23 protein-coding genes and 1 riboswitch are annotated in these 25,405 nt (G+C 69.6%); of the genes, 6 read left to right on the top strand and 17 right to left on the bottom strand.

Annotation, left to right across the window (positions count from 1 at the left end; genetic code table 11):
- Positions 1 to 33 precede the first annotated feature (33 nt).
- From OKJ99_RS38750 to OKJ99_RS38740, 3 genes are all read right to left on the bottom strand, one after another.
- A complete protein-coding gene (locus OKJ99_RS38750) occupies positions 34 to 948 on the bottom strand; it encodes a DMT family transporter (protein WP_326023121.1) in 915 nt (304 codons plus the stop codon).
- 345 nt (positions 949 to 1,293) lie between these two features.
- Entirely contained in the window at positions 1,294 to 2,313 is a 1,020-nt protein-coding gene (locus tag OKJ99_RS38745; RefSeq protein WP_407700846.1) for an EamA family transporter, read from the bottom strand.
- A 162-nt stretch (positions 2,314 to 2,475) separates the two neighbouring features.
- Positions 2,476 to 2,985: a Clp protease N-terminal domain-containing protein gene (locus OKJ99_RS38740; RefSeq protein ID WP_326023120.1), complete on the bottom strand. Its 510-nt coding sequence runs from the start codon at positions 2,983 to 2,985 to the stop codon at positions 2,476 to 2,478.
- 257 nt (positions 2,986 to 3,242) lie between these two features.
- Here OKJ99_RS38740 and OKJ99_RS38735 point away from each other — a divergent pair, with 257 nt between their 5' ends.
- Positions 3,243 to 3,671 (top strand): type II toxin-antitoxin system Rv0910 family toxin, encoded by a 429-nt coding sequence (locus OKJ99_RS38735; protein WP_326023119.1) that lies wholly within the window; start codon positions 3,243 to 3,245, stop codon positions 3,669 to 3,671.
- Positions 3,672 to 3,820: 149 nt separating this feature from the next.
- Here OKJ99_RS38735 and OKJ99_RS38730 read toward each other — a convergent pair whose 3' ends face one another.
- A complete protein-coding gene (locus OKJ99_RS38730; RefSeq protein ID WP_326023118.1) occupies positions 3,821 to 4,447 on the bottom strand; it encodes a PadR family transcriptional regulator in 627 nt (208 codons plus the stop codon).
- Between the two features lie 183 nt (positions 4,448 to 4,630).
- Here OKJ99_RS38730 and OKJ99_RS38725 point away from each other — a divergent pair, with 183 nt between their 5' ends.
- Positions 4,631 to 5,440, top strand: a complete 810-nt coding sequence (locus OKJ99_RS38725) for a PhzF family phenazine biosynthesis protein (protein WP_326023117.1) — start codon at positions 4,631 to 4,633, stop codon at positions 5,438 to 5,440.
- Between the two features lie 13 nt (positions 5,441 to 5,453).
- Here the strand turns inward: OKJ99_RS38725 and OKJ99_RS38720 are convergent, their stop codons facing one another.
- Positions 5,454 to 6,233 carry a CPBP family intramembrane glutamic endopeptidase gene (locus OKJ99_RS38720; protein WP_326023116.1) on the bottom strand — a complete coding sequence of 260 codons (780 nt, stop codon included), beginning with the start codon at positions 6,231 to 6,233 and terminating at the stop codon, positions 5,454 to 5,456.
- 211 nt (positions 6,234 to 6,444) lie between these two features.
- Here OKJ99_RS38720 and OKJ99_RS38715 point away from each other — a divergent pair, with 211 nt between their 5' ends.
- On the top strand, positions 6,445 to 8,208 hold the full coding sequence (locus OKJ99_RS38715; protein ID WP_326023115.1) for a substrate-binding and VWA domain-containing protein: 1,764 nt from the start codon (positions 6,445 to 6,447) through the stop codon (positions 8,206 to 8,208).
- A gap of 19 nt (positions 8,209 to 8,227) precedes the next feature.
- Here the strand turns inward: OKJ99_RS38715 and OKJ99_RS38710 are convergent, their stop codons facing one another.
- Positions 8,228 to 9,748 carry a glutamate-cysteine ligase family protein gene (locus tag OKJ99_RS38710; protein WP_326023114.1) on the bottom strand — a complete coding sequence of 507 codons (1,521 nt, stop codon included), beginning with the start codon at positions 9,746 to 9,748 and terminating at the stop codon, positions 8,228 to 8,230.
- Positions 9,749 to 10,284: 536 nt separating this feature from the next.
- Here OKJ99_RS38710 and OKJ99_RS38705 point away from each other — a divergent pair.
- Both OKJ99_RS38705 and OKJ99_RS38700 read left to right on the top strand, forming a co-directional pair.
- Positions 10,285 to 10,875: a hypothetical protein gene (locus OKJ99_RS38705; RefSeq protein WP_326023113.1), complete on the top strand. Its 591-nt coding sequence runs from the start codon at positions 10,285 to 10,287 to the stop codon at positions 10,873 to 10,875.
- A gap of 368 nt (positions 10,876 to 11,243) precedes the next feature.
- A complete protein-coding gene (locus OKJ99_RS38700; RefSeq protein ID WP_326023112.1) occupies positions 11,244 to 11,444 on the top strand; it encodes a DUF5999 family protein in 201 nt (66 codons plus the stop codon).
- 51 nt (positions 11,445 to 11,495) lie between these two features.
- Here the strand turns inward: OKJ99_RS38700 and gcvP are convergent, their stop codons facing one another.
- Positions 11,496 to 14,381, bottom strand: coding sequence for an aminomethyl-transferring glycine dehydrogenase (gene gcvP, locus OKJ99_RS38695; protein ID WP_326023111.1), 2,886 nt, complete (start codon positions 14,379 to 14,381; stop codon positions 11,496 to 11,498).
- Positions 14,382 to 14,565: 184 nt separating this feature from the next.
- A riboswitch (glycine riboswitch) is annotated at positions 14,566 to 14,662 on the bottom strand.
- A 123-nt stretch (positions 14,663 to 14,785) separates the two neighbouring features.
- On the opposite strand from gcvP, the gene OKJ99_RS38690 reads away from it, so the two are divergent.
- Positions 14,786 to 15,160 (top strand): PRC-barrel domain-containing protein, encoded by a 375-nt coding sequence (locus OKJ99_RS38690; RefSeq protein WP_326023110.1) that lies wholly within the window; start codon positions 14,786 to 14,788, stop codon positions 15,158 to 15,160.
- Here the strand turns inward: OKJ99_RS38690 and OKJ99_RS38685 are convergent.
- From OKJ99_RS38685 to OKJ99_RS38640, 10 genes are all read right to left on the bottom strand, one after another.
- Positions 15,103 to 16,524, bottom strand: a complete 1,422-nt coding sequence (locus tag OKJ99_RS38685; protein ID WP_326023109.1) for a DNA polymerase IV — start codon at positions 16,522 to 16,524, stop codon at positions 15,103 to 15,105. The two genes, OKJ99_RS38690 and OKJ99_RS38685, sit on opposite strands and share 58 nt — an antisense overlap.
- Before the next feature lie 46 nt (positions 16,525 to 16,570).
- The gene (locus OKJ99_RS38680) at positions 16,571 to 17,194 is read right to left on the bottom strand and encodes a MerR family transcriptional regulator (protein WP_326023108.1); all 624 of its coding nucleotides are present in this window, start codon (positions 17,192 to 17,194) and stop codon (positions 16,571 to 16,573) included.
- A 191-nt stretch (positions 17,195 to 17,385) separates the two neighbouring features.
- Positions 17,386 to 17,859, bottom strand: a complete 474-nt coding sequence (locus OKJ99_RS38675) for a bifunctional nuclease family protein (protein ID WP_005475662.1) — start codon at positions 17,857 to 17,859, stop codon at positions 17,386 to 17,388.
- 86 nt (positions 17,860 to 17,945) lie between these two features.
- Complete coding sequence (gene ftsR / locus OKJ99_RS38670) at positions 17,946 to 18,674, bottom strand: transcriptional regulator FtsR (RefSeq protein WP_326023107.1); 729 nt, start codon at positions 18,672 to 18,674, stop codon at positions 17,946 to 17,948.
- A gap of 27 nt (positions 18,675 to 18,701) precedes the next feature.
- Complete coding sequence (locus OKJ99_RS38665; protein ID WP_326023137.1) at positions 18,702 to 19,556, bottom strand: FHA domain-containing protein; 855 nt, start codon at positions 19,554 to 19,556, stop codon at positions 18,702 to 18,704.
- A 122-nt stretch (positions 19,557 to 19,678) separates the two neighbouring features.
- Positions 19,679 to 20,665 (bottom strand): DUF881 domain-containing protein, encoded by a 987-nt coding sequence (locus tag OKJ99_RS38660; RefSeq protein ID WP_326023106.1) that lies wholly within the window; start codon positions 20,663 to 20,665, stop codon positions 19,679 to 19,681.
- A 5-nt stretch (positions 20,666 to 20,670) separates the two neighbouring features.
- Positions 20,671 to 21,003: a small basic family protein gene (locus tag OKJ99_RS38655; RefSeq protein WP_266722032.1), complete on the bottom strand. Its 333-nt coding sequence runs from the start codon at positions 21,001 to 21,003 to the stop codon at positions 20,671 to 20,673.
- The gene (locus OKJ99_RS38650) at positions 21,000 to 21,914 is read right to left on the bottom strand and encodes a DUF881 domain-containing protein (protein WP_326023105.1); all 915 of its coding nucleotides are present in this window, start codon (positions 21,912 to 21,914) and stop codon (positions 21,000 to 21,002) included. The genes OKJ99_RS38655 and OKJ99_RS38650 overlap by 4 nt, the downstream gene beginning before the upstream one ends.
- A gap of 88 nt (positions 21,915 to 22,002) precedes the next feature.
- A complete protein-coding gene (locus OKJ99_RS38645) occupies positions 22,003 to 24,498 on the bottom strand; it encodes a mannose-1-phosphate guanyltransferase (protein ID WP_326023104.1) in 2,496 nt (831 codons plus the stop codon).
- A gap of 112 nt (positions 24,499 to 24,610) precedes the next feature.
- Complete coding sequence (locus tag OKJ99_RS38640) at positions 24,611 to 25,219, bottom strand: CDP-alcohol phosphatidyltransferase family protein (protein ID WP_326023103.1); 609 nt, start codon at positions 25,217 to 25,219, stop codon at positions 24,611 to 24,613.
- Positions 25,220 to 25,405 lie beyond the last annotated feature (186 nt).

The following is a 25,405-nucleotide window of genomic DNA, read 5'->3' as shown; positions in this document are numbered from 1 at the left end:
GAGCAACCCGCGTAGGAGACCGGCCCCGGGAGTTCAGCGCGTCGACCGGGCCTCCGCCACGGCGAGGCCCGTCACCGCCGCCAGCATCAGGGCGGTGCCCGCGACGGTCGCCGCCGTGAGGTCCTCGCCGAGCAACGTGACCGCGATGACGGCGGCACCGACCGGTTCGAGCAGCGTGATCACGGAGACGGTGGCGGAACGCACGACCGCCGCACCCGCGAAGTACAGGGCGTACGCGAGCGCGGTCGGCACGGAGGCGATGTACGCCAACAGGCCCAGCACGGCGAGATGGTGACCGGTGTGCGGCACCAGGCCCTCGACCGCACCGAGCGGCAGCAGCGCGAGCGAGGCGACCGCGAACGTGCCCACGGTCGTGCCGAGCCCGTTCCCTGCCTCGCCGTGCCGCCCGAACCACCGGGTGAGCAGCGTCATCACCGCGTACCCCGCCGCGGACAGCAGCGCCCACACCACCCCGAGCGGGCGCACCGCCGCGTCACCGCCGCACAGGACGAGGACGGCGAGCCCGCCGAGCGCCCCGGCCACGGACAGCAGCCCGCCCACGCCCAGCCGCTCCCCGAGCAGCACGCGCGCGCCGACCGCGATGAGCACGGGCCCCGCACCGAGCGCGACCACGGTGCCGACGGCGAGCCCGGTCGCCTGCACCGCGGCGAAGTAGGCGGTCTGGAACACGGCGAGCGAAAGACCGAGCACGCCCAGCCGGACCGCCTTGCGGCCCCGCGTCTCGTACGACACCGGGGCAGGCGTTCGCCGCAGCGCCCGCACGGCGACGAGCAGCAGGAGCCCGCCGACGCAACGCCAGAACGACAGGGCACCGGGCCCCAGGTCACTGACCCGGAACACCAACGAGGCGGCGGCGCCCGCGGTCCCCCAGGCGACACCGGCGACGACCAGATACACCAGACCACGGGCGACCGGCAGTTGACGCAAGGCTCCATAAGCGGAGCCAGAAGCAGAATCAGCAGGCGCGACCGCGCCCGCCTTGACGACATGCGACACGTGACACTCCACGGAGAACGGCCCTCCGGACACAGCGGGGCCAGGAACACGGACCGTCGTGAACGGACGGCCGTGTCCCTCCGGGAAGCGCCGCCCGCGGCAGGGCCAAGCACGGCTCCGGGGGTCACTTCAAGCAGCACGGTTTCGACCGGCACCCTCAGGTGGCGGCCCACAGCGGCGAGTTCCCCGGCCGACCGGGCCCGGCCACGACGACCGGGCAGCCCTCAGACGGCCGGCGGCGGAAGGACGAGTGCGCATGCGTGCATGTTCGGCACCCTAGAGAGCCCCGCCTGAGCGCGACAACACGTTTTCCGGAGCGGCGTCGGACGGCGTCGGCGGCGTCGCGGCCGGCTTCGACGACTGCGCGATGAACGCCCCGACCAGGACCATCGCCCCACCGAACAACTGCGGCCCCGACAGGTGCTCCCCGAGCATCACCCAGGCGAGGACGGTCGCGACAACCGCCTCCAGGCAGGCCACGACACCGGCCACCTGCGGCGAGAGGAGGCGCACCGACACCACACCGGTGACGTACGCGACGACCGTGGCGAGCAGCACGATCCAGCACAGCAGCAGCCACGCGGGCACGGACGTCCCGTCCATGGAGGCACTGCCCGCGAGCACCGACCAGTCCATGCCCCAGGGGCGGGCGACGACCGTGAGCAGCACGGCGCCGATGAGCAGCCCGTAGGCGATCACACCGAACGGGTCGGGCACCTCGGCCCCGGACTCGGCCGCGTCGCCGCCGTGATCGGACAGGACGAAGTAGCCGACCTGGCAGCAGGCCGCGCCGAGCGCGAGCAGCAGGCCGAGCGCGTCGAAGCCGAGCCCCGACCACACCTCGACGACACAGACGAGGCCGGCCACGGCGATCACGACGCCGAGCGCGGCAGCACGCGTCACGGGCTTGCGCTGCACGAAGCGGACCCAGCCGAGCACGAGCGCGGGCGCCAAGTACTCGATGAGCAGGGCGACACCGACGGGGATGCGGGAGATCGCGGCGAAGTAGCAGGCCTGCACGCCCGCTACCGCGAGGAGCCCGAACCCGGCGAGCAGCGCGGGCCTGCGCAGCACGAGCGCGCGATGCCGCCAGGCGACCGGCAGCATGACCAGGGCGCCGCCCGCAACGCGCAGCCACACCACGTGGAGCGGGTCGAGTCCCGCCTCGATCAGTGGTTTGGCGGCCACCCCGGAACCGCCGAACGCGAGCGCGGAGAGGAGGGCGAGGCCCAGTCCCATGCCGCGCCCACGGGTTGCCTGCTTCCCCGAAGACCCCATTGACTCGTGCACCGGCACATCATGGCAGGGCGCGTCAGGACCGTCATCCCCGTTGACCCCTGTCTCACGGGATGGACGCCGGCCCCCTTGGGTGCCTTGCGCGGGAGATCAGCGGGAGATCAGCGGGAGGTCAGCCGGAGGCCACGTGAGCCGCAGCGCCTCATGCAGGGGCAGTCAGGGTCAGTTCAGCCGCTGCCGCAGCCGCTCCACATCGACCCCTGCCCGGCCGAGCACCTCGACCGCCCGGCACTCCACATCCGCCGCGAGCGCGGCGAGCACGTCGACGCCGCGCGCCCGCTCGTCCCCGCGCGACGCCGCGCGCTGCACACCCGCCTCCATCGCGGCGGCCGCGACGGGCGACCAGCCAGGAGCGGAACGTACGAGGGGGACGGCGCCGGAGTCCTCCACCGAGCCCTGCCAGCGCAGCCCGTACCCGATGCTGCGCTGCACGAGATAGCCGAGCAGCCGCGCCACCTGCGCACCTTCCGGGAACGCGGCGCGCACGTCGGGATCCGTCTCGAGGAGGGAGTGCAGCAGGTGCGCGGTGTCGATCTGCCGGTCCCCGTCCCGGACCGCGCGCCGCCGAGCGCCCGCGACGACCGCCGCGAGCTCGTCGCTGAGCTGGGCGTCCACGGGTTCGTCACTGGTGGGGCCGATCGCATCGGCATCGGACGGGGTTGAGCTATACACACTCCCCACCCCATCAGCGCGGATCCTTCGGAACATCCACGGTGAGGAGCATTCTCATGTCCGACACAAGTTGGGCACTGATCAAGAACATCTCCTCCTTACGGATGAGGTCGAGCCGCGCGTCCCCGAGGGGACCGGAACACTCCACCATAGAACTGACGGTTCATCAGTATTGAATGTTCGAGGCCACGCGGCTACTTTCCGCGACGACGCGATATCGAAGCCCGTCACGGCTCTCGACTCAAAGGGGTGGCCACATGGCCGAAGTCAGCGCGGAAGCACGCATGGAAGCGCCCACGGAGAAGGTCTGGGCGCAGCTCACCGACTTCTCCGCGTACGGAAAGTGGAACGCCACCCACACCGACTTCCCGAAGGGCGGGCCCACCTCGCTGGAAGTGGGCGGACAGTTCGAGGAGAACATGAAGCTGATGGGCTTCCCGGCCGAGGTCACCTGGACCATCGAGGAGCTCGAGACCGCCCGCACCTTCGCCATCAGGGGCAAGGGCCCCATGGGCGTGAACCTGTTCATGCACTACTCGCTCGCGCCGGACGGCGACGCGACCACGGCCCGTATCAGGGGCGAGTTCACCGGGGCGGCGGTCTCACTGATGGCGGGCAAGCTCAAGGACTCGGCGACGGCCGCGCTCGACGAGTCGCTGCGCAAGCTGAACGGACTCGTGACCTGACCCTTCGTACGTACGCAGTGCGTCACGTACGCAGTACGTACCGCGTATGTGCCGCGTACGTACTGCCTACGTACGCGAAGAGGCGCCCCACACCTGTCGTGTGGGACGCCTCTTCCGCGCTCTGTGGCCTGTCCGGGCCCGCACGGGGCTCAGTCCTCGTCGGCGAGGATCAGGTACAGCTTCTTGCGCGTGTCATTGATGACGGAGAGCGCCTTCTCGCGCTGCTCCTTGCTGCCGGTCTTCCAGACCTGGCCGAACGCCTCCATCAGGCCGAAGCCGGCCTGCCGGATCTCGTTCATGGCCTCCCAGTCGACGCCGCGACCGGCCTCCTCCCAAGGAGCGTCGGGCCCCTCTTCGGCGGCGGTGCGACCGTCGTCGGTGAGCGAGAAGAGCTTCTTGCCGCCCTCGCTCGCGCTGGCGATCAGGCCCTCGTCCTCGAGCAGCTGCAGCGTCGGGTAGACCGAGCCGGGGCTCGGCTTCCACGCGCCGCCGCTGCGCTCGGCGATCTCCTGGATCATCTCGTAGCCGTGCATCGGCCGGTCCTGCAGCAGGGCGAGGATCGAGGCGCGCACGTCGCCGCGCCGCGCCCGTCCGCGAGCCCCGCCACCGCGACCGCCGCGCCCCCAGGGGCCGGGGCCGCCGGGTCCGCCGAAGCCGGGCCCGAAAGGCCCGAACGCCGCGCGCCGGCCCTCGAAGCCGCCGCGCTCGAATCCGCCCCTGCCCTGGTGGCCGGGGCCGAAGTTGCCATGTCCGTGTTCGTGTCCGTGGTTACGCATGGGAATCAGTCCTTTCACAACTGATCGCGGTTTACGTTGAACGCGATCATCAACCGATCGCGATGCCTCAACGATATATCGGGACTGTTCGGATGGCAAGCCCCCGAGGACTTCCTGAAAACGGGCCAGCCGCACCGGATTGGCCTTGGCCGGTTGTCAGTGGGGGCAATTACCGTCTGTGGCATGCGTATTCGTATCGTCGACGCCTTCACCGACCGGCCCTTCGCCGGCAACCCCGCGGGGGTCCTGCTCCTGGACGCCTTCCCGGACGACGCCTGGCTGCAGAGCGTCGCCCTTGAGGTCAATCACGCCGAGACCGCCTTCGCTCACCCGCTGGCCGAAGGCGGGGACGCCGACTGGGCGCTGCGCTGGTTCACGCCCGCCACCGAGGTCGACATGTGCGGGCACGCGACGCTGGCCACCGCCCACGTACTGCACTCCACCGGGGCGACGCGCGGCCCCGTGCGGTTCGCGACGCGCAGCGGCGTGCTCGTGGCGACGCCCGGCGAGGACGGTTCGCTGACCCTCGACTTCCCGACGGCGCCGCTCACCGAGGAGCCCGTCCCCGCGGGGCTCGCCGAGGCCCTCGGCGCCGACCCGCTCTCCGTGCACGACACGGGTCCGTCCGTCGGCGACCTGGTGGTGGAGCTCGCGGACGAGAAGACCGTGCGGGCGCTCACCCCCGACCACAAGGCGCTCGTGGGCCTCTCCCGGCGCGGCATCATCGCCACCGCCCGCGCCGAGGACCCCTCGCAGGGCTACGACTTCGTGTCGCGCTGCTTCTTCCCGGGCGTCGGCATCGACGAGGACCCGGTGACCGGGAGCGCGCACACGGCGCTCACGCCGTTCTGGGCGGCGCGCCTGGGCCGCGAGGAGCTGACCGGACTGCAAGCCTCCGCCCGCAGCGGTCTCGTACGCGTCGCCCTGCGTGGTGAGCGCACGCTCCTGACCGGCCGCGCGGTCACGACCATCGAGGGCGAGCTGCACGCGTAGCGCGGGCTGCGCGCTACGGGGTGGGCAGCCAGTCCACCTTGCCCGCCAGCACCGCGTATCCGACGAACGCCCCGATGTCCAAGAGGGAATGGGCCACCACCAGTGGCCCGACCCGCCCCCACCGCCGGTAGAGGAGGGCGAAGACGACGCCCATCGCGAGGTTCCCGAAGAACCCGCCGATGCCCTGGTACAGGTGGTACGAGCCGCGCAGCACGGACGACGCGACGAGCGCCGTCCCCGGCGTCCACCCCAACTGCCCGAGCCTGCGCAGCAGGTACCCGACGACGATGACCTCTTCCAGTACGGCGTTCTGCACCGCCGAGAGGATCAGCACCGGGTACTTCCACCACACGTCGGGCAGCGCCTCCGGCACCACCGTGAGGTTGAAGCCGAGGCCGTGTGCGGCGAGGTAGAAGGCGATGCCCGTGCTGCCGATGACGGCCGCGAGGGCGGCGCCCCGGCCCGTGTCGAACCACGGACGCCTCCGGTCGAAGCCGATCGTGCGCATTCCCTCGCCCTCCCTGAGCAGGAAGTGCGCGACGAGCACGACCGGCACGAGAGCGCTCGCGATGCCGAACAGCTGCCAGGCGAGGTCGAGCCACGGGCGGCCGGGCGCCGCCGAGGCGTTCAGGGTCGCCGCCTGGTCCTTGAGTCCGCCCGGTTTCGTGACAGAGCCGACGAAGCTGATGAGCGCGGACACACCGCTCGCACCGAGCGAAAGCCCCAGAACGAGCAGCGTCTCGTCCCGCAAAAAGCGCCGTGAGAGCCGCCCTTCGGGAGAAGAACCGGGCATCGGCTCCGCCTCCACCTGCACACCTGCCTCCAGTTGGCAAATCCAGCCACTTCCGTCACAACGTCCCGCTAGGGTCTCGAATGCAGGTACGAAGATCGCGCGCGACAGGCCGAGGGGGCCGAGGCGACGCAATTCGGCGCACCGCTCCCCTCCACCGCTCCACCGCTTATACCGCAACTGCCTTTGTGGCTCAGGGAGGGGCACCACCGCCATGGGACGTCACAGCAGCATGCCCGACGAGTACGGGGCGGCCACCGCGGCACCCCGTCCCCGCTCACGCGGGCGGACCGCGGCCATCGCGACCGCCCTCGTCGTCGTGGCCGCGGCGGGCACGGCCGCGGTGGCCCGCCCCGAGCTGCTCGGCCTCGGCGGCGGATGCGAGGACGAGGTCCATCTCGATGTGGTCGCCTCCCCCGACATGGCCCCGGCGCTGCGCGAGGCGGCGGAGCACGCCCACCGCGAGAAGCTCACCTCCGACGGCAATTGCCTCGACGTCGCCGTCACCGCGCGGGACGCGTACAAGGTCGCCGACACCCTGCGCGCAGGCAAGGGTGCGGCGGACTTCCAGGTGTGGGTGCCGGACTCGGACGTCTGGGTGCAGCGCGTCACCACGGGCACCGGGGACACCGAGGTCACACCGGCCGGCAACGTCGCCTCTTCGCCGATCGGCGTGGGCATGGTGCCGACGGCCGCGAAGTCCTTCGGCTGGCCGCGAAAGACGTACACGTGGACCCAGTTGGCGGGCGCCGCCATGCAGGGCGACAAGCTGCGCCTGGGCGCCGCCGACCCCGCCCGCAGCGCCAGCGGACTGCTCGCGCTGACCAAGCTGGCCGCCACGTCCAAGAAGGGGGACGGCACGCAGGCCGCCTCCATGGCCAAGAGCCTCTCGCAGCGCACGTCCGACAGCGACGCGCAGCTCATGGATACCGTGCCGCGCGACAACTCCGGCACCGAACAGGGCAATCCGCGGCGCAACGAGGCGCTGATCCTGTCCGAGCAGGCCGCGTACACGCACAACAAGGAGGCGGGCGACGCGGGTTCGGTCGACCTCTTCTATCCGAAGGACGGCTCGCCCGCCCTCGACTACCCGTTCTCGCTGGTCGGCGAGGACAGGCTGAGCACCGACGAGAGCCGGGCGGCCGTCCGCTTCATGACACTGCTCGGCGCGCCCGAGGGCCGCAAGATCCTGGAGAAGCACGGCTTCCGCACGGACAGCGGCCGGTCCCCCGCGACGGTCGTCTCACGCGCCGGCGGCCGCTCCCCGCAGCCGTACGCGCGCGTGGCGGCCAAGGCGCCCACCGAGGAGCAGCTGGAGGAGACCCTCGGCATGTGGACGATCACGGTGCAGAGCGCCCGGCTCACGACGGTCGTGGACGCGTCGGCCTCGATGGGGAACATCGTGCCCAGCCGCGGCGAGTCCCGCATGGAGGTGACGAAGGCGTCGATGCTGGCGGCCCTGTCCACGTTCACGCCGGAGGACGAGATCGGCCTGTGGGAGTTCGCCACGTTCCTCGACGGCAATCGCGACTACAAGAAGCTCGTGCCGACCGAGCGCCTCGGCGACCAGGTCGGCTCCGGCACCCGGCGCGACCGCCTGTCGGCCGCGTTCACCGCGCTCCAGCCGGTGCCCGGCGGGGCGACGGGTCTGTACGACACCACGCTCGCGGCCTACAAGGAGGCCACGTCCTCGTACAAGAGCGGCAGGTTCAACGCCGTCGTGGTGGTCACCGACGGCGTCAATGAGGACGAGGGGTCGATCTCCCGCGAGAGCCTCATCAAGAAGCTCGACAGCCTCGCCGACCCCGACCACCCCGTCCCGCTGATCGTCATCGCCGTGGGGCCCGACACGGACAAGCGGGAGGTCGAGCAGGTCGCCGAGGCGACGGGGGGCTCAGGACACCAGGTCAGCGACCCGGCGGACATCCAGCAGGTCATCCTGAAGGCCATCATCGAGGCGGGCTCCAAGGGCAACTGAGCAGGTCGACCGGGCCCCTTCAGCGCAGCGGAACGGCCGGCGCCGGCAACCCGACCGGCCAGCTGTGCACCGGCTCGCCCCGGTGCATCAGCTCGCAGTACCGGCGCGTGGTCGCCGCGAGCGCCGCGTCCCGCGCGAGACCGCTCTCCAGGGCCCGGTGATACGTCGCCGACTGCCACGCCGCACCGTTCATCCGCCGCCGGCACCGCTCCTCGATCACCCCCAGGTACAGGTCCCGGTCGGCCGGTGCCACGCCCCACGCGTCGAGCCCGGCCGCCGCGAGCGGCAACAACTCGTCCCGTACGAGGTTCACGGCCGGCACCCGCTCCGTGCCGCCGAACCGGCCCCTGCGCGGCCACTCCAGGCGCGCGTCGATGCCGTACCGGCAGGCGGTGTCGAAGTTGCGGGCGGCCGCGGCGAACGGGAGCCGCGACCACACCGGCCGGGACTCCTCGGCCAGGGCGCGGACGACGCCGTAGTAGAACGCGGTGTTGGCGATGACGTCCGTGACGGTGGGCCCCGCGGGCAGCACCCGGTTCTCGACGCGCAGGTGCGGCACACCGTCCGCGATGCCGTACACGGGGCGGTTCCAGCGGTACACCGTGCCGTTGTGCAGGACGAGTTCGGCGAGGCTCGGGGTGTCGCCCTTGGCGATGACGTCGAGCGGCTGCTCGTCGTCGAGAATCGGCAGCAGCGGCGGGAAGTACTTGAGGTTCTCCTCGAACAGGTCGTACGCGGAATCGATCCAGCGCTCCCCGAACCAGGTGCGCGGCCGCACGCCCTGCGCCGCGAGCTCCGGCGGCCGGGTGTCCGTGGACTGCTGGAACAGCGGCGGCCGCGACTCCTGCCACAGCTCGCGGCCGAACAGGAAGGGCGAGTTGGCGCCGAGCGCGATCTGCACGGCGGCCACCGCCTGCGCCGCGTTCCACACATCGGCGAAACGCCCCGGCGTCACCTGGAGGTGCAACTGCACGGATGTGCACGCGGCTTCGGGCGCTATCGAGGAGGACGTACAGGTCAGCCGCTCGACACCGGTGATGTCCAGCGCGAAGTCCTCACCGCGCGCGGCCACGATCCGGTCGTTGAGCAGGGTGTAGCGGTCGACGTCCGACAGGTTCGCGGAGACCAGATCGTCCGCGCTCAGCGTCGGCAGAATGCCGATCATCACGATTCCCGCGTCGACCTCGTTCGCCTTCCGGTGCGCATATCCGAGCCCCGTGCGCAGTTCCTCGGCGAGTTGGTCGAGAACGCGGCCACCGAGCCGGTGCGGGGCGATGTTCACTTCGAGATTGAACATCGCGAGTTCGGTCTGGAAATCACGGCTCGCGATGCGCTCAAGAACTTCCGCATTCATCATTCTCGGCAGCCCGTCGGGCCCCGCGAGATTCAGCTCGATCTCAAGCCCCATGAGATTCTGCGGACGGTCGAAACGCTTCTCCTCCAGCAGCCTCCCGAACCCCTCCAGGCACTCCTTGAGCTTCTCCCGATAGCTCCGCGGGTCGGCCAGGCCGACCGTCCCCGCAACGACCTTCTCCCCCATGGAAGCGTCCCTCCTCGCACGGGCGACCCCTTGTTGCTCCGTCCCGGCCGCGTGTCACGGTGGATGATGCCCCGGCAATGTGATCCATAACGCCCCGCGCGCGTCCACGGAGCAGTAGCCTCAAGGCGGTTACCCGAGGGCACATTCCTTAGGCATGCGGCCGCCCGCAATCTCTGTCGCTCGCGGCCCTGGTGAAAAACGCCGACAAGAACACGCCGACCGCTCGGCCGAAAGACGTCGAGGTCACGCACGACACCCTCGCCGCAAATGGGGAGAATACCCACAAAACCTCATGGGAATCGCGCCCGAATAGCACCTTGCGAAATCCGGGCGGCGTGCTAGAGGAAACACTCCGTGAACACGCATCGTATAAACTCCGCTGGCGAGACAGAGGGTTGGCGCCCGCCGCCCGGATTCGGTCCGGACCCCCGCCCCCTTTGCCCCGTGTACCCCTGTGCACCCGCAGCAGACAGTGCCGTCCGCTCGTACCGCACCGCCCTCGCATCACATGCCTGTCGAATGAGAGGCGACCCACCATGCCGCTGCACGTCCCACCGGCTCCCGCGCCTGCCCTGCGCAGTGTCCTCACGGCTCTCGGTTCCCCCACCGCCGTCCGCGAGGCACGCACCCCGTCCCTGCGCGCCGCACAGGGACCCGCCACCCCCGAACTCCCGCTGCCCCTCCATGTGTTGGACCACATCACCGAGACCACCGGGCCATCCAGGGCCCGTCTGACCGGCTGGCGATTCCTGATCCGCTGCGGGGAGCGCGCGGTGGCGGCGGCCGACACCATGCTCACCCCGGACGGCTGGGCCTTCTCGCACTTCTTCGAGGGTCCCTACATCAGGTCCACCGAACGCGCCCTGCGGCAGGCGGAGTCGCTGCCCCAGACCTATCAGCCGCGGCTGCTCTCCGTACCCGAGCTCTACATGCTCACGCTGTGGCTGCACGGCGAGCGCACCGCCGACCCGGCGAGCGGCCAGCCGGCGGCCGACGACATCCTCGTCCCGCTGGCACCCGCCCCGCCCGGCATCGCCCCGCACCGCCCGCACCGGGTGGCCGAGCTCCTGCCGGTCCTCACGCTCCGCCTGACGCCGACCCCGGCCGCCGCCGGACTGCTCGCCTGACCGGCCGGGGCCCGCCGACGGCCCCTGTCGCGCCTGCCTGTGCCCCGCACCGTTCGCCGTCCGGTCGCGGGGCACAGCCCTGCCCGAGCGGACTAGCCCGTACCGACCACTCCTAACCACCCGAAGGGAGAGTCGAGTTGGACTGAACCGTCCGCACGGGTGATGCGTCTCCAACCCATAAGGACCGCTGCAAGGAAATCCCTGCGGATTGACGCCCACAGGGCAACACTGGGTTCCAGAACTCACGAAATCGGGGGGCGGCCATGAACAAGCCTTCAAGCCGCAGCACGACAGGCACCACCAGCACCGCCAGTACAGCAAGCACAGCCCACGTCATCGAGATCACTTCGCAGCGAAAGATCCCATCCATGTGCCAGCACCAGCCAGCCTGCCCGACAGCGGAATCCGAGGACAGGGAAGCAGCACTCCCTGTGGCTCACCACCCCGAGCAGGGGTGGAGCCTCCTCTGCAACGGGGTCCTGCTCTTCGAGGACACCGGCGAGCTGCTGCCCAGTGGCAGGATCATCGCCCCGCACCGCCCACTGGGCACGGTGGTGACGGCGGCGTAGGGATCAGCTGAGCAGGACTGCGCGACCAGAGGCCGCGCAGTCCCGAGTGGATCAGCCCTCGTAGGCGTCGAGTGGCGGGCAGGAGCACACCAGGTTCCGGTCGCCGAACGCCTGGTCGATGCGCCGCACCGGCGGCCAGTACTTGTCCGAGGCGACCACCCCGGCCGGGAAGACACCTTCTTCCCGGCTGTACGCGTGCTCCCACTCACCGCCGAGCATCCCGGCCGTGTGCGGAGCGTTCCGCAGCGGGTTGTCGTCGGCCGCCCACTCGCCGGTGGCGACCCGCTCGATCTCGCCGCGAATCGCGATCATCGCGTCGCAGAACCGGTCGAGCTCGTCGATGTCCTCGCTCTCGGTGGGCTCGATCATGAACGTCCCGGCGACCGGGAACGACATGGTCGGCGCGTGGAACCCGTAGTCGATGAGCCGCTTGGCGACATCATCGATGCTCACGCCCGTCGCCTTGCTGAGCGGCCGCAGGTCCACGATGCACTCGTGCGCGACGAGGCCGCCCGGACCGTTGTAGAGCACCGGGAAGTGCGGCTCGAGCCGCTTGGCGATGTAGTTCGCGGAGAGCACGGCCACCTGCGTGGCCCGCTTCAGCCCCTCGCCGCCCATGAGCCGCACGTACGCCCAGGAGATCGGCAGGATCCCGGCGGAGCCCCACGGCGCCGCGGAGATCGGGCCGACACCCGTCTCGGGACCCGCGGCCGACTGCAGCGGGTGGTTCGGCAGGTACGGCGCGAGGTGCTCGCGCACACCCACCGGGCCGACGCCCGGACCGCCGCCGCCGTGCGGGATGCAGAACGTCTTGTGCAGGTTCAGGTGCGAGACGTCGCCGCCGAAGCGGCCCGGCTTGGCGAGGCCCACCAGGGCGTTGAGGTTGGCGCCGTCGACGTAGACCTGACCGCCCGCGTCGTGCACGGCGGCGCAGATGTCGGCGACGTGCTCCTCGAAGACACCGTGCGTCGACGGGTAGGTGATCATGAGGACGGAGAGCTGCTCGGCGTACTGCTCGATCTTGGCGCGCAGGTCCTCGATGTCGACCTCGCCGTCGTCGGCGGTCTTCACGACGACGACCTTCATGCCGGCCATCACGGCGCTCGCGGCGTTCGTGCCGTGCGCGGAGGACGGGATGAGGCAGACGGTGCGCTGCTCGTCGCCGTTCGCCCGGTGGTAGCCGCGGACGGCGAGCAGACCGGCGAGCTCGCCCTGCGAGCCGGCGTTCGGCTGCAGCGACACCTTGTCGTAGCCGGTGACCTCGGCGAGCCGCTCCTCCAGCTCACGGATGAGCGTCAGATAGCCCTGCGCCTGCTCGGCGGGGGCGAAGGGGTGCAGCTGGCCGAACTCGGGCCAGGTGACCGGCTCCATCTCCGTCGTCGCGTTGAGCTTCATCGTGCAGGAGCCCAGCGGGATCATGCCGCGGTCCAGCGCGTAGTCGCGGTCGGCGAGCGCCCGCAGGTAGCGCAGCATCGCCGTCTCGGAGCGGTACTGGTGGAAGACGGGGTGCGCCAGGTACTCGTCCTCGCGCAGCAGCCCGTCCGGCAGCGTGTCCTGCACCTCGGCGTCCAGGGCCTCGATGTCCGCCTCTACACCGAACGCGCTCCACACGGCGCCCAGTTGGGCCCGCGTGGTGGTCTCGTCACAGGCGAGCGAGACGTGATCGGCGTCCACGAGGCGCAGGTTGACGCCCCCCTCGCGCGCGGCGGAGACGGCCTCGGCGGCCTTGCCCGGCACCCGCACGGTGAGGGTGTCGAAGTACGCGCCGTGCACGACCTCGACGCCGCCCGCCGTGAGCCCCGCGGCGAGCAGGGTGGCGTAGCGGTGGGTGCGCCGCGCGATCGACTTGAGGCCATCGGGCCCGTGGTACACGGCGTACATGCCGGCCATGACGGCGAGCAGCACCTGCGCGGTACAGATGTTGCTGGTCGCCTTCTCGCGGCGGATGTGCTGCTCACGGGTCTGCAGGGCGAGGCGGTACGCCTTGTTCCCGTCGGCGTCGACGGAGACACCGACGAGGCGGCCCGGCAGCGAGCGCGCGAACTTCTCGCGCACGGCCATGTATCCGGCGTGCGGACCGCCGAAGCCCATCGGGACACCGAAGCGCTGCGTCGTACCGATGGCGATGTCCGCGCCGAGGTCACCGGGCGAGGTCAGCAGCGTCAGAGCAAGAAGATCAGCGGCAACGGTGACGATGGCGCCCAGCTCGTGCGCCTGGTCGATCACGGGCTTGATGTCCCGCACGACACCGGAGGCGCCGGGGTACTGCACGAGCACACCCACGACGCCGCGCTCGGCGACCTCCGCGGGGAGGCCCTCGCTCAGGTCGGCGACGACGATCTCGACGCCGGTCGGCTCGGCGCGCGTCTCGATGACCGCGATGGTCTGCGGCAGGGCATCGGCGTCGACGACGTACACGCCGTTCTTGACCTTGCCCACGCGGCGCGAGAGAGCCATCGCCTCGGCGGCGGCCGTGCCCTCGTCGAGCAGCGAGGCGCCCGAGGTGGGCAGTCCGGTCAGCTCGGCGACCATGGTCTGGAAGTTGAGCAGCGCCTCGAGGCGGCCCTGCGAGATCTCCGGCTGGTAGGGCGTGTACGCCGTGTACCAGGAGGGGTTCTCCATGACATTGCGCAGGATGACGGGCGGCGTGAACGTCCCGTAGTAGCCGAGGCCGATCATCGAGCCGAGCACCTGGTTGCGCTCGGCGAGCGACTTCAGCTCGGCGAGCACCTCGGCCTCGCTGCGGGCTGCCGGAAGGTCGAGCGCCTCGGCGCTCTTGATCACATCGGGCACCGCGGCCGCGGTCAGCTCGTCCAGCGAGCCGTAGCCGACCTGCGCGAGCATCTTGGCCTGAGCGGCGCCATCGGGGCCGATGTGGCGCTGCTCGAAGGGGATTCCTCGCTCCAACTGGGAGAGCGGAATACGGTTGGCTGTCATGCGGAGGCCTCCTGGTCATCGCGACCTTCGAGGGGCACCATGGCGCGGGTACCCGGACGGCCTCCCCCTCTGTCATCTCAACCTGAGAGCTTCACCGGCCCACCCCGCGAAAACACGGAACACACCGGCTTGCACCGTCGGTGAGAGCGGAAACCGTGCACCCCGCCCTGCTTTCCAGAGTGACCTCGTCCGTGCGGTACATGGGCCTGAGAGATTCCGGGGAGGATTTGCTCCTTCGGCGCCTTCCGACGACTGTCGGAGGACTCTCCCGCACGGGGTCAGCAGCCGTCTGCCAGCCTACCAGCGGCTACTTGCCCAAAGCCCCCGAGTGGCCGCCTTCCACAATGTGCTCTTTCGTAGTGGTTACAGACCAGTTGCGATCATCGCGATCAGTTGGAGGGCCCGTGCAGACCGATGTCGATCCGCGCAACCTGATCGGCCGCAAGGCGTTCGACCGCAACGGGGCCAAGATCGGCACCATCGACGAGGTGTACCTGGACGACGCCACGGGCGTGCCGGAGTGGGCCGCGATACGGACCGGCCTGTTCAGCCGCGATGCCTTCGTCCCGCTCGAACCCAGCGACTTCAAGGAAGGCACGCTGCACGTGCCCTTCGAGCGCTCCCTGATCAAGGACGCCCCAGACTTCGGCGTGGGCCGCCATCTCTCCCCTGAGCAGGAGCTCCAGCTCTACGACCACTACGGTCTGGACATCACGGCTCCTCAGTCGCCCGACGTCACGTTCGGCAAGGTCGCGGGCGCGGAGGACGACCCGACCTGAGCCTCCTCGGCTCCTTCGACGAGCGGCAGCGGCTCCGCCGGCTCCAGCTCCGGATCATCGACCCGGAACGTCCGCACCCGCCCCGGCACCTCCGCGTACGGCGTCTCGAACCGCACGGTCACCCGCCCGAGCCCGCTCCCCTGCACCCACCCGGCCCCGAACTCGGCATGCCGCACATCGTGCCCGGCCAGCCACTTCCGCTCCACGGGCGTCGGCTCGGGCTCGGCCGCCTCCACGGACTCGACCGACCCCGCGTCCCCCTCCAGCTCCTCGGCGGCAGCCTCCTCCGCGGCGGCGAACTGCGCGAACAGGTCCTCCTGCGTGAAGTCGGCAAGCCCGCTGACACCGACCCCCAACAACCGCACGCCACCGGTCGTGTCCACGCCCTCCAGCAACCGCGCCGCGGCCTCCCGCACCACCCCGGGATCGTCCGTCGGCCCCCGTAGCGTCTCGGAGCGCGTCAGCGTCGAGAAGTCGTAGCGCCGCACCTTCAGCACCACGGTCCGCCCCGAGCGCTCGGCCGCTCTCAGCCGCTCCACGCACCGGCCCGCGAGCCTGCGCACCTCCATCCGGACCCGCACCCGGTCATGGATGTCCACGTCGTACGTGTCCTCGACCGATACGGACTTGGAGTCCCGCTCGGCGACGACGGGCCGCTCGTCGCGGGCCAGCGCCATCTCGTACAGATGGCTGCCGTGCGCCTTCCCGAGGAGGCGCACCAGCTCGTCCTCGCCGGCCCCCGCGATCTCCTCCACGGTCTGGATCCCGGCCCGCCGCAGATGATCCGCCGTCGCGGGCCCGACGCCGGGCAGGATCCGCACGGACCGCGGCCCGAGCAGCGCCCGCTCGGTTCCGGGCCGTATGAGCACCAGCCCGTCCGGCTTGGCCTCCTCAGAGCCGATCTTCGCGAGCATCTTGGACGCGGCGAGCCCCACGGAACCGGTCAGACCCGTCACGCGCCGGATGTCGGCCCGCAGCCGCCACCCCACGGCCTCCGCCGAAGCGGCGTCCCAGGCCGCCTCACCGGCTTCGAGATCGACGAACGCCTCGTCCAGGCTCAACGGCTCCACGAGCGGCGAAAGAGCGCCCAGAAGCTCCATCACTTGCTCGCTGATCTCCCGGTAGAGCCGGAAGCGCGGCACCAGATAGGCGGCATGCGGGGCGAGCCTTCGGGCCTGCCCCATCGGCATCGCGGAGTGCACCCCGAACTTCCGCGCCTCGTACGACGCCGTGGCCACGACACCGCGCGGACCGAGCCCGCCCACGACGACCGCTTTCCCGCGCAGGCTCGGCTTCGCCGCCTGCTCCGCAGAGGCGTAGAAGGCATCCATGTCGAGATGCAGGATCGTGGGCGCGGTTCTCACATCACTGATGCTGCCCTACGCCACTGACAACGCGGCCCCATGGACCTCACACGGCCCTGCCCCGCCGCCTCGCGAGCTCGTCCGTGGGATTCGGCGGCACGATCGTCTCGCCGGTGTCCACGCGCTCACCGTGCAACTGCGAGAGCGCGGCGTCCACGTCCCGCCAGACCACGCCCACGGCGATCCCGAAGACCCCCTGGCCGCCCTGGAGCAGATCGTGCACCTCGTCCGGCGACGTGCACTCGTACACGGTCGCGCCGTCGCTCATGAGCGTCATCCGCTCCAGGTCCCGGAAACCGCTCTCGCGCAGGTGCTGCACGGCCGTCCGGATGTTCTGCAACGAGACGCCCGTGTCCAGGAACCGCTTGACGACCTTGAGGACGACGACATCCCTGAAGCTGTAGAGCCGCTGCGTCCCCGATCCGTACGCCGAGCGCACACTGGGTTCGACAAGGCCGGTCCTGGCCCAGTAGTCGAGCTGCCGGTAGGTGATGCCGGCCGCCGCACATGCCGTCGGTCCCCGGTACCCCAGCTGCTGCTCGGAAGCGGCCGAGCCGCTCTCCCCCGCCACCGCAGGCACAGCCTGCGGGCGCTGCGGAGTGTGATCGGCCGCGCTGCCGTGAAACAGGTACGGACCGCCCGTCGCCGTACCGTCGCCGCTGCTTCTCACGCCGACCTCCTCATTGACCTGCCTTGTCGACGGTAGGCAGTCACAGGGGGTGCGTCAACGAACGCCACACTAGGCACGCCGAGTGATAATCACCCTAAGAGTGGTTTCCCGTGACCCACCGCCGGGAAAGGCTAGCCGAATGTCCCGAGGGCGCCGCCGCTCGACGGCCGGGCCCGGCCGTCGGCCGGGCGTCACTGGCTGTTGGTGCCGAAGTCCTCGGGAGAGATCTGGTCGAGGAACTCGCGGAACTTCTCCACCTCGTCCTCCTGCTCGTCGGGGATCGCGATCCCCGCGTCATCCAGGACCCCGTCACTGCCGAAGATCGGCGTACCGGTGCGCAGCGCCAGGGCTATGGCGTCCGACGGGCGGGCACTGACCTCGACCCCGCTCGCGAACACCAGCTCCGCGTAGAAGACGCCTTCGCGCAGGTCCGTGATGCGCACTTCCGTGAGCTCCTGTCCGACCGCCTCAAGGACATCCTTGAAAAGGTCGTGCGTGAGCGGACGCGCGGGCGCCATGCCCTGCTGGGCAAAGGCGATCGCGGTCGCCTCCCCCGGTCCGATCCAGATGGGGAGGTACCGGTCGCCTCCCACTTCACGCAGGAGCACGATCGGCTGGTTGGAGGGCATTTCGACCCGGACACCTACGACGTCGAGCTCGTTCACACAGCAACCCTAGGACGTGCCCGGCCGGTTTGGGTAGTCGGGCATCCACCGAGGACCGGGCCATCGGTGCTCACCCGCGCCCACGATCAGGGCAGACGCACCCCGAGCGCGGTCTGCACAAGTGCCGAGTGCAGCTTCACGGTGAGGCCTGCCAGCTCCTTGGCACGGGCCTCGGCATGCGCCCGCGTCTGCGGGTTGCGGTGCACCTTCAGCGGGGCCACCACCTGGTCCACCAGGCCCGCCTCCCGGTCCGCGGCCGCCCGCATGACGCGCAGGTGCCGCGGCCCGATCCCGAACCGGGCCAGCTCGCCGATGAGCTCGGCGACCGATACGGCGGAGGCGTCGTAGCCGCCGTCGGGCAGGGGCGTGAGGAGCCCGTACGACTCCCATTCGTCGAGCTCGTGCTCCTCGACGCCGACGGCGGCCAGCAATTCGTCCCGGCCGACCCGCGCGGCGGTCGGCACGTCTGTGCCGTCCTCCGCGTCGCCGGGGCGTCCCGGCGCGGGCACGGTCAGCACCTCGCCCGGCTCCAGGGCGTCGAGCTGCTCCTTGATGACCTTCAGCGGCAGGTAGTGGTCCCGCTGCATGCGCAGGACATGGGCGAGCCGCTCCACGTCGTCCGGGCTGAACTTCCGGTAGCCCGACGGCGTGCGCCGGGGCTCGACGAGGCCTTCGGACTCCAGAAACCTGATCTTGGAGATGGTGACTTCGGGAAACTCTTCTCGGAGCACGTTCAGTACGGTGCCGATGCTCGTCAGCCGACTGTCCGTGGTGGCGGTACCCCCGGGGGCACCGCCACTCGTCGTGTGCAGCATGGACCTTCCTGAAGGGTCGCGGACGGTTCAGATACCGCGCTGGCTCGCGTAGAAGACCAGCCGGTACTTGCCGATCTGCACCTCGTCCCCGTTGTTCATCGTCACCGAGTCGATGCGCTCACGGTTCACATACGTGCCGTTGAGGCTGCCGACGTCGGCGACGGTGAACGAGCCGTCCTGCAGGCGACGGAATTCCACGTGGCGGCGCGACACGGTCACGTCGTCAAGGAAGATGTCGCTCTGCGGGTGCCGGCCCGCGGTGGTCAGCTCGCCGTCCAGGAGGAAGCGGCTGCCCGAGTTCGGACCGCGCCGCACCACCAGGAGCGCCGAGCCCAGTGGCAGCGCGTCGACCGCCGCCTGCGCCTCGGGCGAGAGGGCCGGAAGCTGCGTCTGCCCCGTCGCCTCCGGGTCGTAGGACTCGAGGCCGGAGATGGAGATCGTGGACGTCGTCTCGGACGGCCCCTCCGGCGCCGCACCGCCACGCAGCGGCGCACCGCAGTTGGAGCAGAACCGGCTGTTCTCCCCGTTCCGGTTTCCGCACCTCGTACATACCAGGGCCGACATGCCGAACTCTCCACCCGTACTTGAGGTTGACGGTTCTCCGAAACCTATGCGGCCGGAACCGGCAGGGTCAACAGACGACGCGCCCTGTTCGCCCGAATTGCCTCCGGCGACCTCGTCCCGGAACAGCGGGCGCTCGCCCACCTGCGTCTCGGGCACATCTCCTTGCCGCGGCGCGCGATGACGGGCGTCCTCACGTGCGCTCTTGCCGAACAACTTCGCAAACAACTTCACGGGCGATTCCCCTTGACCGAAACAGACCCGCCCGTGGGGCAGGACGAACCCTGACTGCACACATCGGCGTACATCGCGTACATCAATGACACGGACACCCTCACAACGTCCGTATCCGCCAAACAGTTTCCACCACGCGCACCACCCTTGCTGCGGCGACCCCCCGCAACCTCATGCCCTCGCACGGTATTCACCATGCACCCCCGGCTTCACTCCGAGGACGACCGAGCGTAATCAGGCCGTTGCGCCGATCGCAAGGCATCTACGACGATCTTGCTCGAGCGGCTCACGGCCACCGTGGCCTGCTCCTTCTCCAGCGTCTGCACCACACCCCCGGGGATGTTCAGAGCCGGCTCCAGGTCCTGCGGCTTGCCGATGACCTTGAACCGGTAGGGGCGGCTGATCTCGTGCCCGTCCACGCTGATCCCCTTCCCTCCACTGCCGTCCGTCAGATACGTGTTGGCCACGACGCGGACATCATTCACCTGGATCGCCTCCGCGCCCGCGGCGCGCAGCTCCTGGACCGCGTCGAGCAGCATGTCCGCCTCCACGGCCCCCTTCGTGTCGGTGACGGTCATGGTGATCCCGGGGCCCTGTGCGGCCGTCGTGCCCGCCAGAATGCCGAGCTGCTTCTGCTTCTCGGCCGTCTGCTTGCGGGCCTCGTCGGCCTGGTCCGAACTGCTCTCCAGCTCGGTGCGCTGGTCCACGAGACCTTGCTTCTCATCCTCAAGACGCTGAGTTCGATCATCCAGTTCATCGAGAATGCGAACGAGATCTTCCTGGCGCGCACCGCGCAGCGCGCTGTTGTCGCTGGTGGACCGCACCTGGATGGCGAGCCCGAGCCCCAGGACGAACAGCAACACAGCCATGATGAGTTGGGCACGCGACGCGCGCGGCGGCCACAGCCCCTTCACGAGCCGTTGCCGCCCGGTCAGTTCGGGTTCGACGGAGTCCGGGCCTGCGTCCGGGCGCACATCCGTGCCGGCCGGCTCCGGTTCGGGCGCCTCGGGTTCGGCCGCATCCGCCACTGCCTCCCGCTCGGCCGCACGATTCTCCGGCGGCATCTCGGGGGGCAGCTCCATGGCGGGCAGCACCTTGGGCAGCTCCTTGCGCAACTGGTCGGCCTCGCCGTCCGGTTGCTCGTTCCGCGCGCTCTCGCGGTTCTCTGCGTTGTCTTCGTTCTCGTTCTGACTCATCGGCCTCACGCCCGGAACACATGCCGCCGGATCGCGGCCGCGTTGGAGAAGATGCGAATGCCGAGCACCACGACGACACCGGTCGACAGCTGCGCGCCGACGCCCAACTTGTCACCCAGGAAGACGATCAGCGCGGCCACGACGACGTTCGACAGGAACGAGACGACGAACACCTTGTCGTCGAAGATCCCGTCCAACATGGCGCGCAGCGCGCCGAACACCGCGTCCAGCGCCGCGACGACGGCGATGGGAAGGTAAGGCTCGACGACCGCCGGAACCTCGGGCCGGACGAAAAGACCGACCACGACTCCCACGACGAGGCCCAGTACGGCGATCACGATGTGCCCTTCTGCTCTGCTCTCGGCTGTGCTGTACGTACGATCACGCTGGGTGCGGCAGGAAGCTCGATGTCGTCCTGGGCCGAAATACTGGTCCTGACCCCGAAGTTCTCCTGCAGCGCGTGCAGGTAGAGACCATCGGCGCTGTTCTGGAACCGGGTGCTCAGCCGTTGCCCGTCCCCCACCGCGAGCACCGTGTACGGCGGCACCAGCGGCTTGTTGTCGACCAGTATCGCGTCACCCGCGGCCCTGATCGCGGACAGCGAGGTGAGACGCTGCCCGTTGATACTGATGGCCTCGGCGCCGGACTGCCAGAGACCGTTCATGACGCGCTGCATGTCCCGGTCGCGTACGCGGCCGGTGTCGGAGAAACCATTGCTCTCGCGCGGGCCGCTCCCGTCGCCCGTGGTGGCCGACTTGGCGTCGTCGACGACGAGCTTCACACCGGGGCCGTGCACGGCGACAGCGCCGGAGAGCACCCCCGCCAACTCCGCCGTGTCGCCACCGTGCTTCTTCAACGCCTCGCGCTGCATCTCCCCCACGCGCCCGCGCAGCGAGTCGACCTGCCCCTCCAGCTTGTCGGCGGACTCGGTCTCCTGATCGATGCGGTCGATCAGCTCCTCGCGCTCCTTGGCCACCACCGGCGCGGTGACGCGGGCCTGCGCCGCACCCACCGTCACCACGAGCGCGGCGAGCACAAGTCCCGCCGCAAGTCCCAGCTTCGCCCGCAGCGTCTTCGGCAGACCACTCTGCCCCAGCGCTTCTTTGCGCGCGGTGGCCTCCGCGTACCCGTCGTCCAGGCTGTGATCCATGACGTTGTTCAGCAGCGACATGGAAGCGTCGGGGCGCGCGGGGCGCGCGGGGCGCTCTGGGGTGCTCCGTTGGGGGGGCTGCTGCGGCATGCCGCACATCGTCGCACGTCGTGGTCACTGCCACCCAACGACCCCACTGCCCTGCTGCCCGACGCCCCAAATGAGCGTCGGGCAGCAGATATCCGCGTCAGCGGCCGGCGCTGTCCACGACCGCGGACCACTCGTCGAGCAGCTGCTGGGCCGAGGCGTCGTCCGGCCCCTCGGCCCACAGGTGGGTGACCGCCTCCGCCGGATCGGGCAACACCATCACCCAACGCCCGTCGGCCTCCACGACCCGTACTCCGTCGGTCGTGTCCACGGACCGCTCGCCCGCCTCCTCCACGACGCGACGCATGACAAGGCCCTTGACCGCCCATGGCGTGGCCAGATCCCGCTTGAGCACATGCGCCCGCGGAATCCGCGCGTCGATCTGGCTGAGGGTCAACTGCGTACGGGCGACGAGCCCGATGAGCCGCACAAAGGCCGCGGCTCCGTCGAACACGCTGCTGAACTCGGGAATGATGAACCCGGCCCGGCCGTCCCCACCGAAGATCGTCCCGTCCTCACGCCCCACGCGCGTCAGGTCGTCGGGCGACGTGGTCGTCCACTCGACCTGCGTCCCGTGATACGCCGCAACCTGCTCGGCGATCCGGGTCGTGGTCACGGGCAGCGCCACCCGCCCGCTCCTGCGCTCCGCGGCGACAAGATCGAGCATCACGAGCAACGCCCGGTCGTCCTCGACGATCCGCCCCTTCTCGTCGACGAGCGAAAGCCGCTCACCGACCGGGTCGAACCGCACCCCGAACGCGGCCCGCGCCGAGGCCACGATCTCCCCCAGGCGTACGAGCCCGGACCTGCGGGCGTCCCCGGTCTCCGTGGGCCGCGACTCGTCGAGCCCGGGATTGATCGTCAGGGAGTCGACGCCGAGCCGCCCGAGAAGGCTGGGCAGCACGAGCCCGGCGCTCCCGTTCGACGCGTCGACGACCACCTTCAGCCCGGCCTCCGCGACCCCCGTCGTATCGACGTTGCGCAGCAGGGACCCCGTGTACGAATCGAAGACGCTCGACGGGAAGTGCAGGTCGCCGATCTCCCCGGGGAACGCCCTGCGGTACTCCTGCCGCGCGTACACCCGGTCCAGCTTGCGCTGGCTGCCCTGCGACAGATCCGCCCCGCGCTCGTCGAAGAACATGATGTCGACGGAGTCCGGCACCCCGGGCGTCGTCCGGATCATGATCCCGCCGGCACTGCCCCGCGCCGTCTGCTGCCGCGCCACGGGCAACGGCACGTTCTCCAGATCCCGTACGTCGATGGCACTGGCCTGAAGCGCGGAGATGACGGCCCGCTTGAGCGCACGCGCACCACGGGAGTGGTCACGCGCGGTCGTGACGGTCGACCCCTTCTTGAGCGTCGTCGCGTACGCCCCTGCGAGCCGCACGGCCAGCTCCGGCGTGATCTCGACGTTGAGGATCCCGGAGACGCCCCGTGCTCCGAACAGATGGGCCTGCCCGCGCGACTCCCAGATGACCGACGTGTTGACGAAGGCGCCGGCCTCGATGGTCTTGAACGGGTAGACCCGCACATTGCCCTGGACGATCGATTCCTCACCGACGAGGCACTCATCGCCGATGACGGCGCCGTCCTCGATCCGCGCGGACCGCATGATGTCGGTGTTCTTGCCGACCACGCAGCCACGGAGATTGCAGTGCTCTCCGATGTAGACGTTGTCGTGCACGACGGCCTTGTGCAGGAAGGCCCCGTTCTTCACGACGACGTTCGAGCCGACGACCGTGTGCTCCCTGATCTCCACATCCGCTTCGACCTTGGCGTAGTCGCCGATGTAGAGCGGTCCACGCAGCACGGCGTCCGGGTGCACCTCCGCACCTTCGGCCACCCACACACCGGGAGAGATCTCGAACCCGTCGAGCTCGACGTCGACCTTTCCTTCGAGGACGTCGGCCTGGGCCTTCACATAGCTCTCGTGAGTGCCGACGTCCTCCCAGTAGCCCTCGGCCACGTAGCCGTAGATGGGCTTGCCTTCCTTCATCAGCTGCGGGAAGACATCTCCGGACCAGTCCACCGGAACATCGGCCTCGACGTAGTCGAAGACTTCGGGTTCCATCACGTAGATGCCCGTATTCACCGTGTCCGAGAAGACCTGCCCCCAGGTCGGCTTCTCGAGGAAGCGCTCGACCTTCCCTTCCTCATCGACGATGGTGATACCGAATTCCAGCGGATTGGGTACGCGCGTCAGACAGACGGTGACGAGCGCACCCTTCTCCTTGTGGAATTCGATGAGCTCGGTGAGGTCGAAATCGGTAAGGGCGTCACCCGAGATGACTAGGAAAGAGTCGTCCTTCAGCGCTTCCTCAGCGTTTTTCACGCTGCCGGCAGTGCCGAGTGGCTTCTCCTCGTTGGCATAGGTGAGCTCCATTCCCAGCTCTTCGCCGTCCCCGAAGTAGTTCTTGACGAGTGAAGCCAAGAACTGCACGGTGACCACGGTCTCGCTGAGCCCATGCCGCTTGAGCAGCCTGAGCACATGCTCCATGATCGGCCGATTGGCCACAGGCAGGAGCGGCTTGGGCATACTCGAGGTCATGGGGCGAAGGCGTGTGCCTTCGCCTCCGGCCATCACGACGGCCTTCATGTCGGAAGCGTCCTCCTTGAAGAGACGACGGTCTAGCCGACTTCGCCCGCCCGGAATGGCCCGCACTTGTCACGCCGGGCCATCTGTCCTCTGCCAACGCGCAATGGCGAGCTCAATCGGCCATGGAGTCCGCCCGGACAAGCCGGCGGACTTGAACCACGTAGAGGATCCCTGCCCACCAGTACAGCGTCGTACCCCATCCAGCGAACGCCCATCCGAAAATAGCAGCGAGTTCGTGGATCCAACCCGTTCCGTCACTGAGAAGCAGCAAGGGGAACGCGTACATCAGGTTGAAGGTCGCCGCCTTCCCGAGGAAGTTCACCTGGGGCGGCGGATAGCCGTGGCGCCTGAGGATCCCCACCATCACCAGAAGAAGCAGTTCACGCGCCAAAAGTACGGACGTCAACCAAATGGGCAGAATGTCACGCCAGGTCAACCCCACCAACGTGGACAAAATGTAGAGCCGGTCAGCAGCCGGGTCGAGCAGCCGGCCGAGGCTGCTGATCTGATTCCAGCGTCGCGCGAGCTTCCCGTCGAGATAGTCGCTGACGCCGCTGAGAGCCAGCACGAGCAGCGCCCAGCCGTCACTCTTGGGGCCCCCGAACTCAGGGCGCAGGATGAGCCACAGGAAGAGGGGCACGCCGACGAGACGCGCCATGCTGAGGATGTTCGGGATGGTGAGGACCCTGTCCGTCTGAACACGGGTCTCCTGGACCTCCACCCGGGGGCCTCCTGTGGGGAACGAACCAACGATGCCCCCCGACTTTACCCTCAGTGTCAGGTGGCCTGAGCTACGGGGGCGTCGTACCGCGGTACGCGGCGACGCTCCCAACGCAGAAAAGCCCGGACCGTATCCCGGCCCGGGCTTTTCCATAAAATTAGTTCGGCGGCGTCCTACTCTCCCACA

Origin of the sequence: Streptomyces endophyticus, from assembly GCF_035798155.1 — a bacterium.
Lineage (GTDB): Bacteria > Actinomycetota > Actinomycetes > Streptomycetales > Streptomycetaceae > Streptomyces > Streptomyces endophyticus.
Note: the sequence above shows the minus strand (reverse complement) of the source record. Positions and strands in the feature narration are given on the sequence as shown.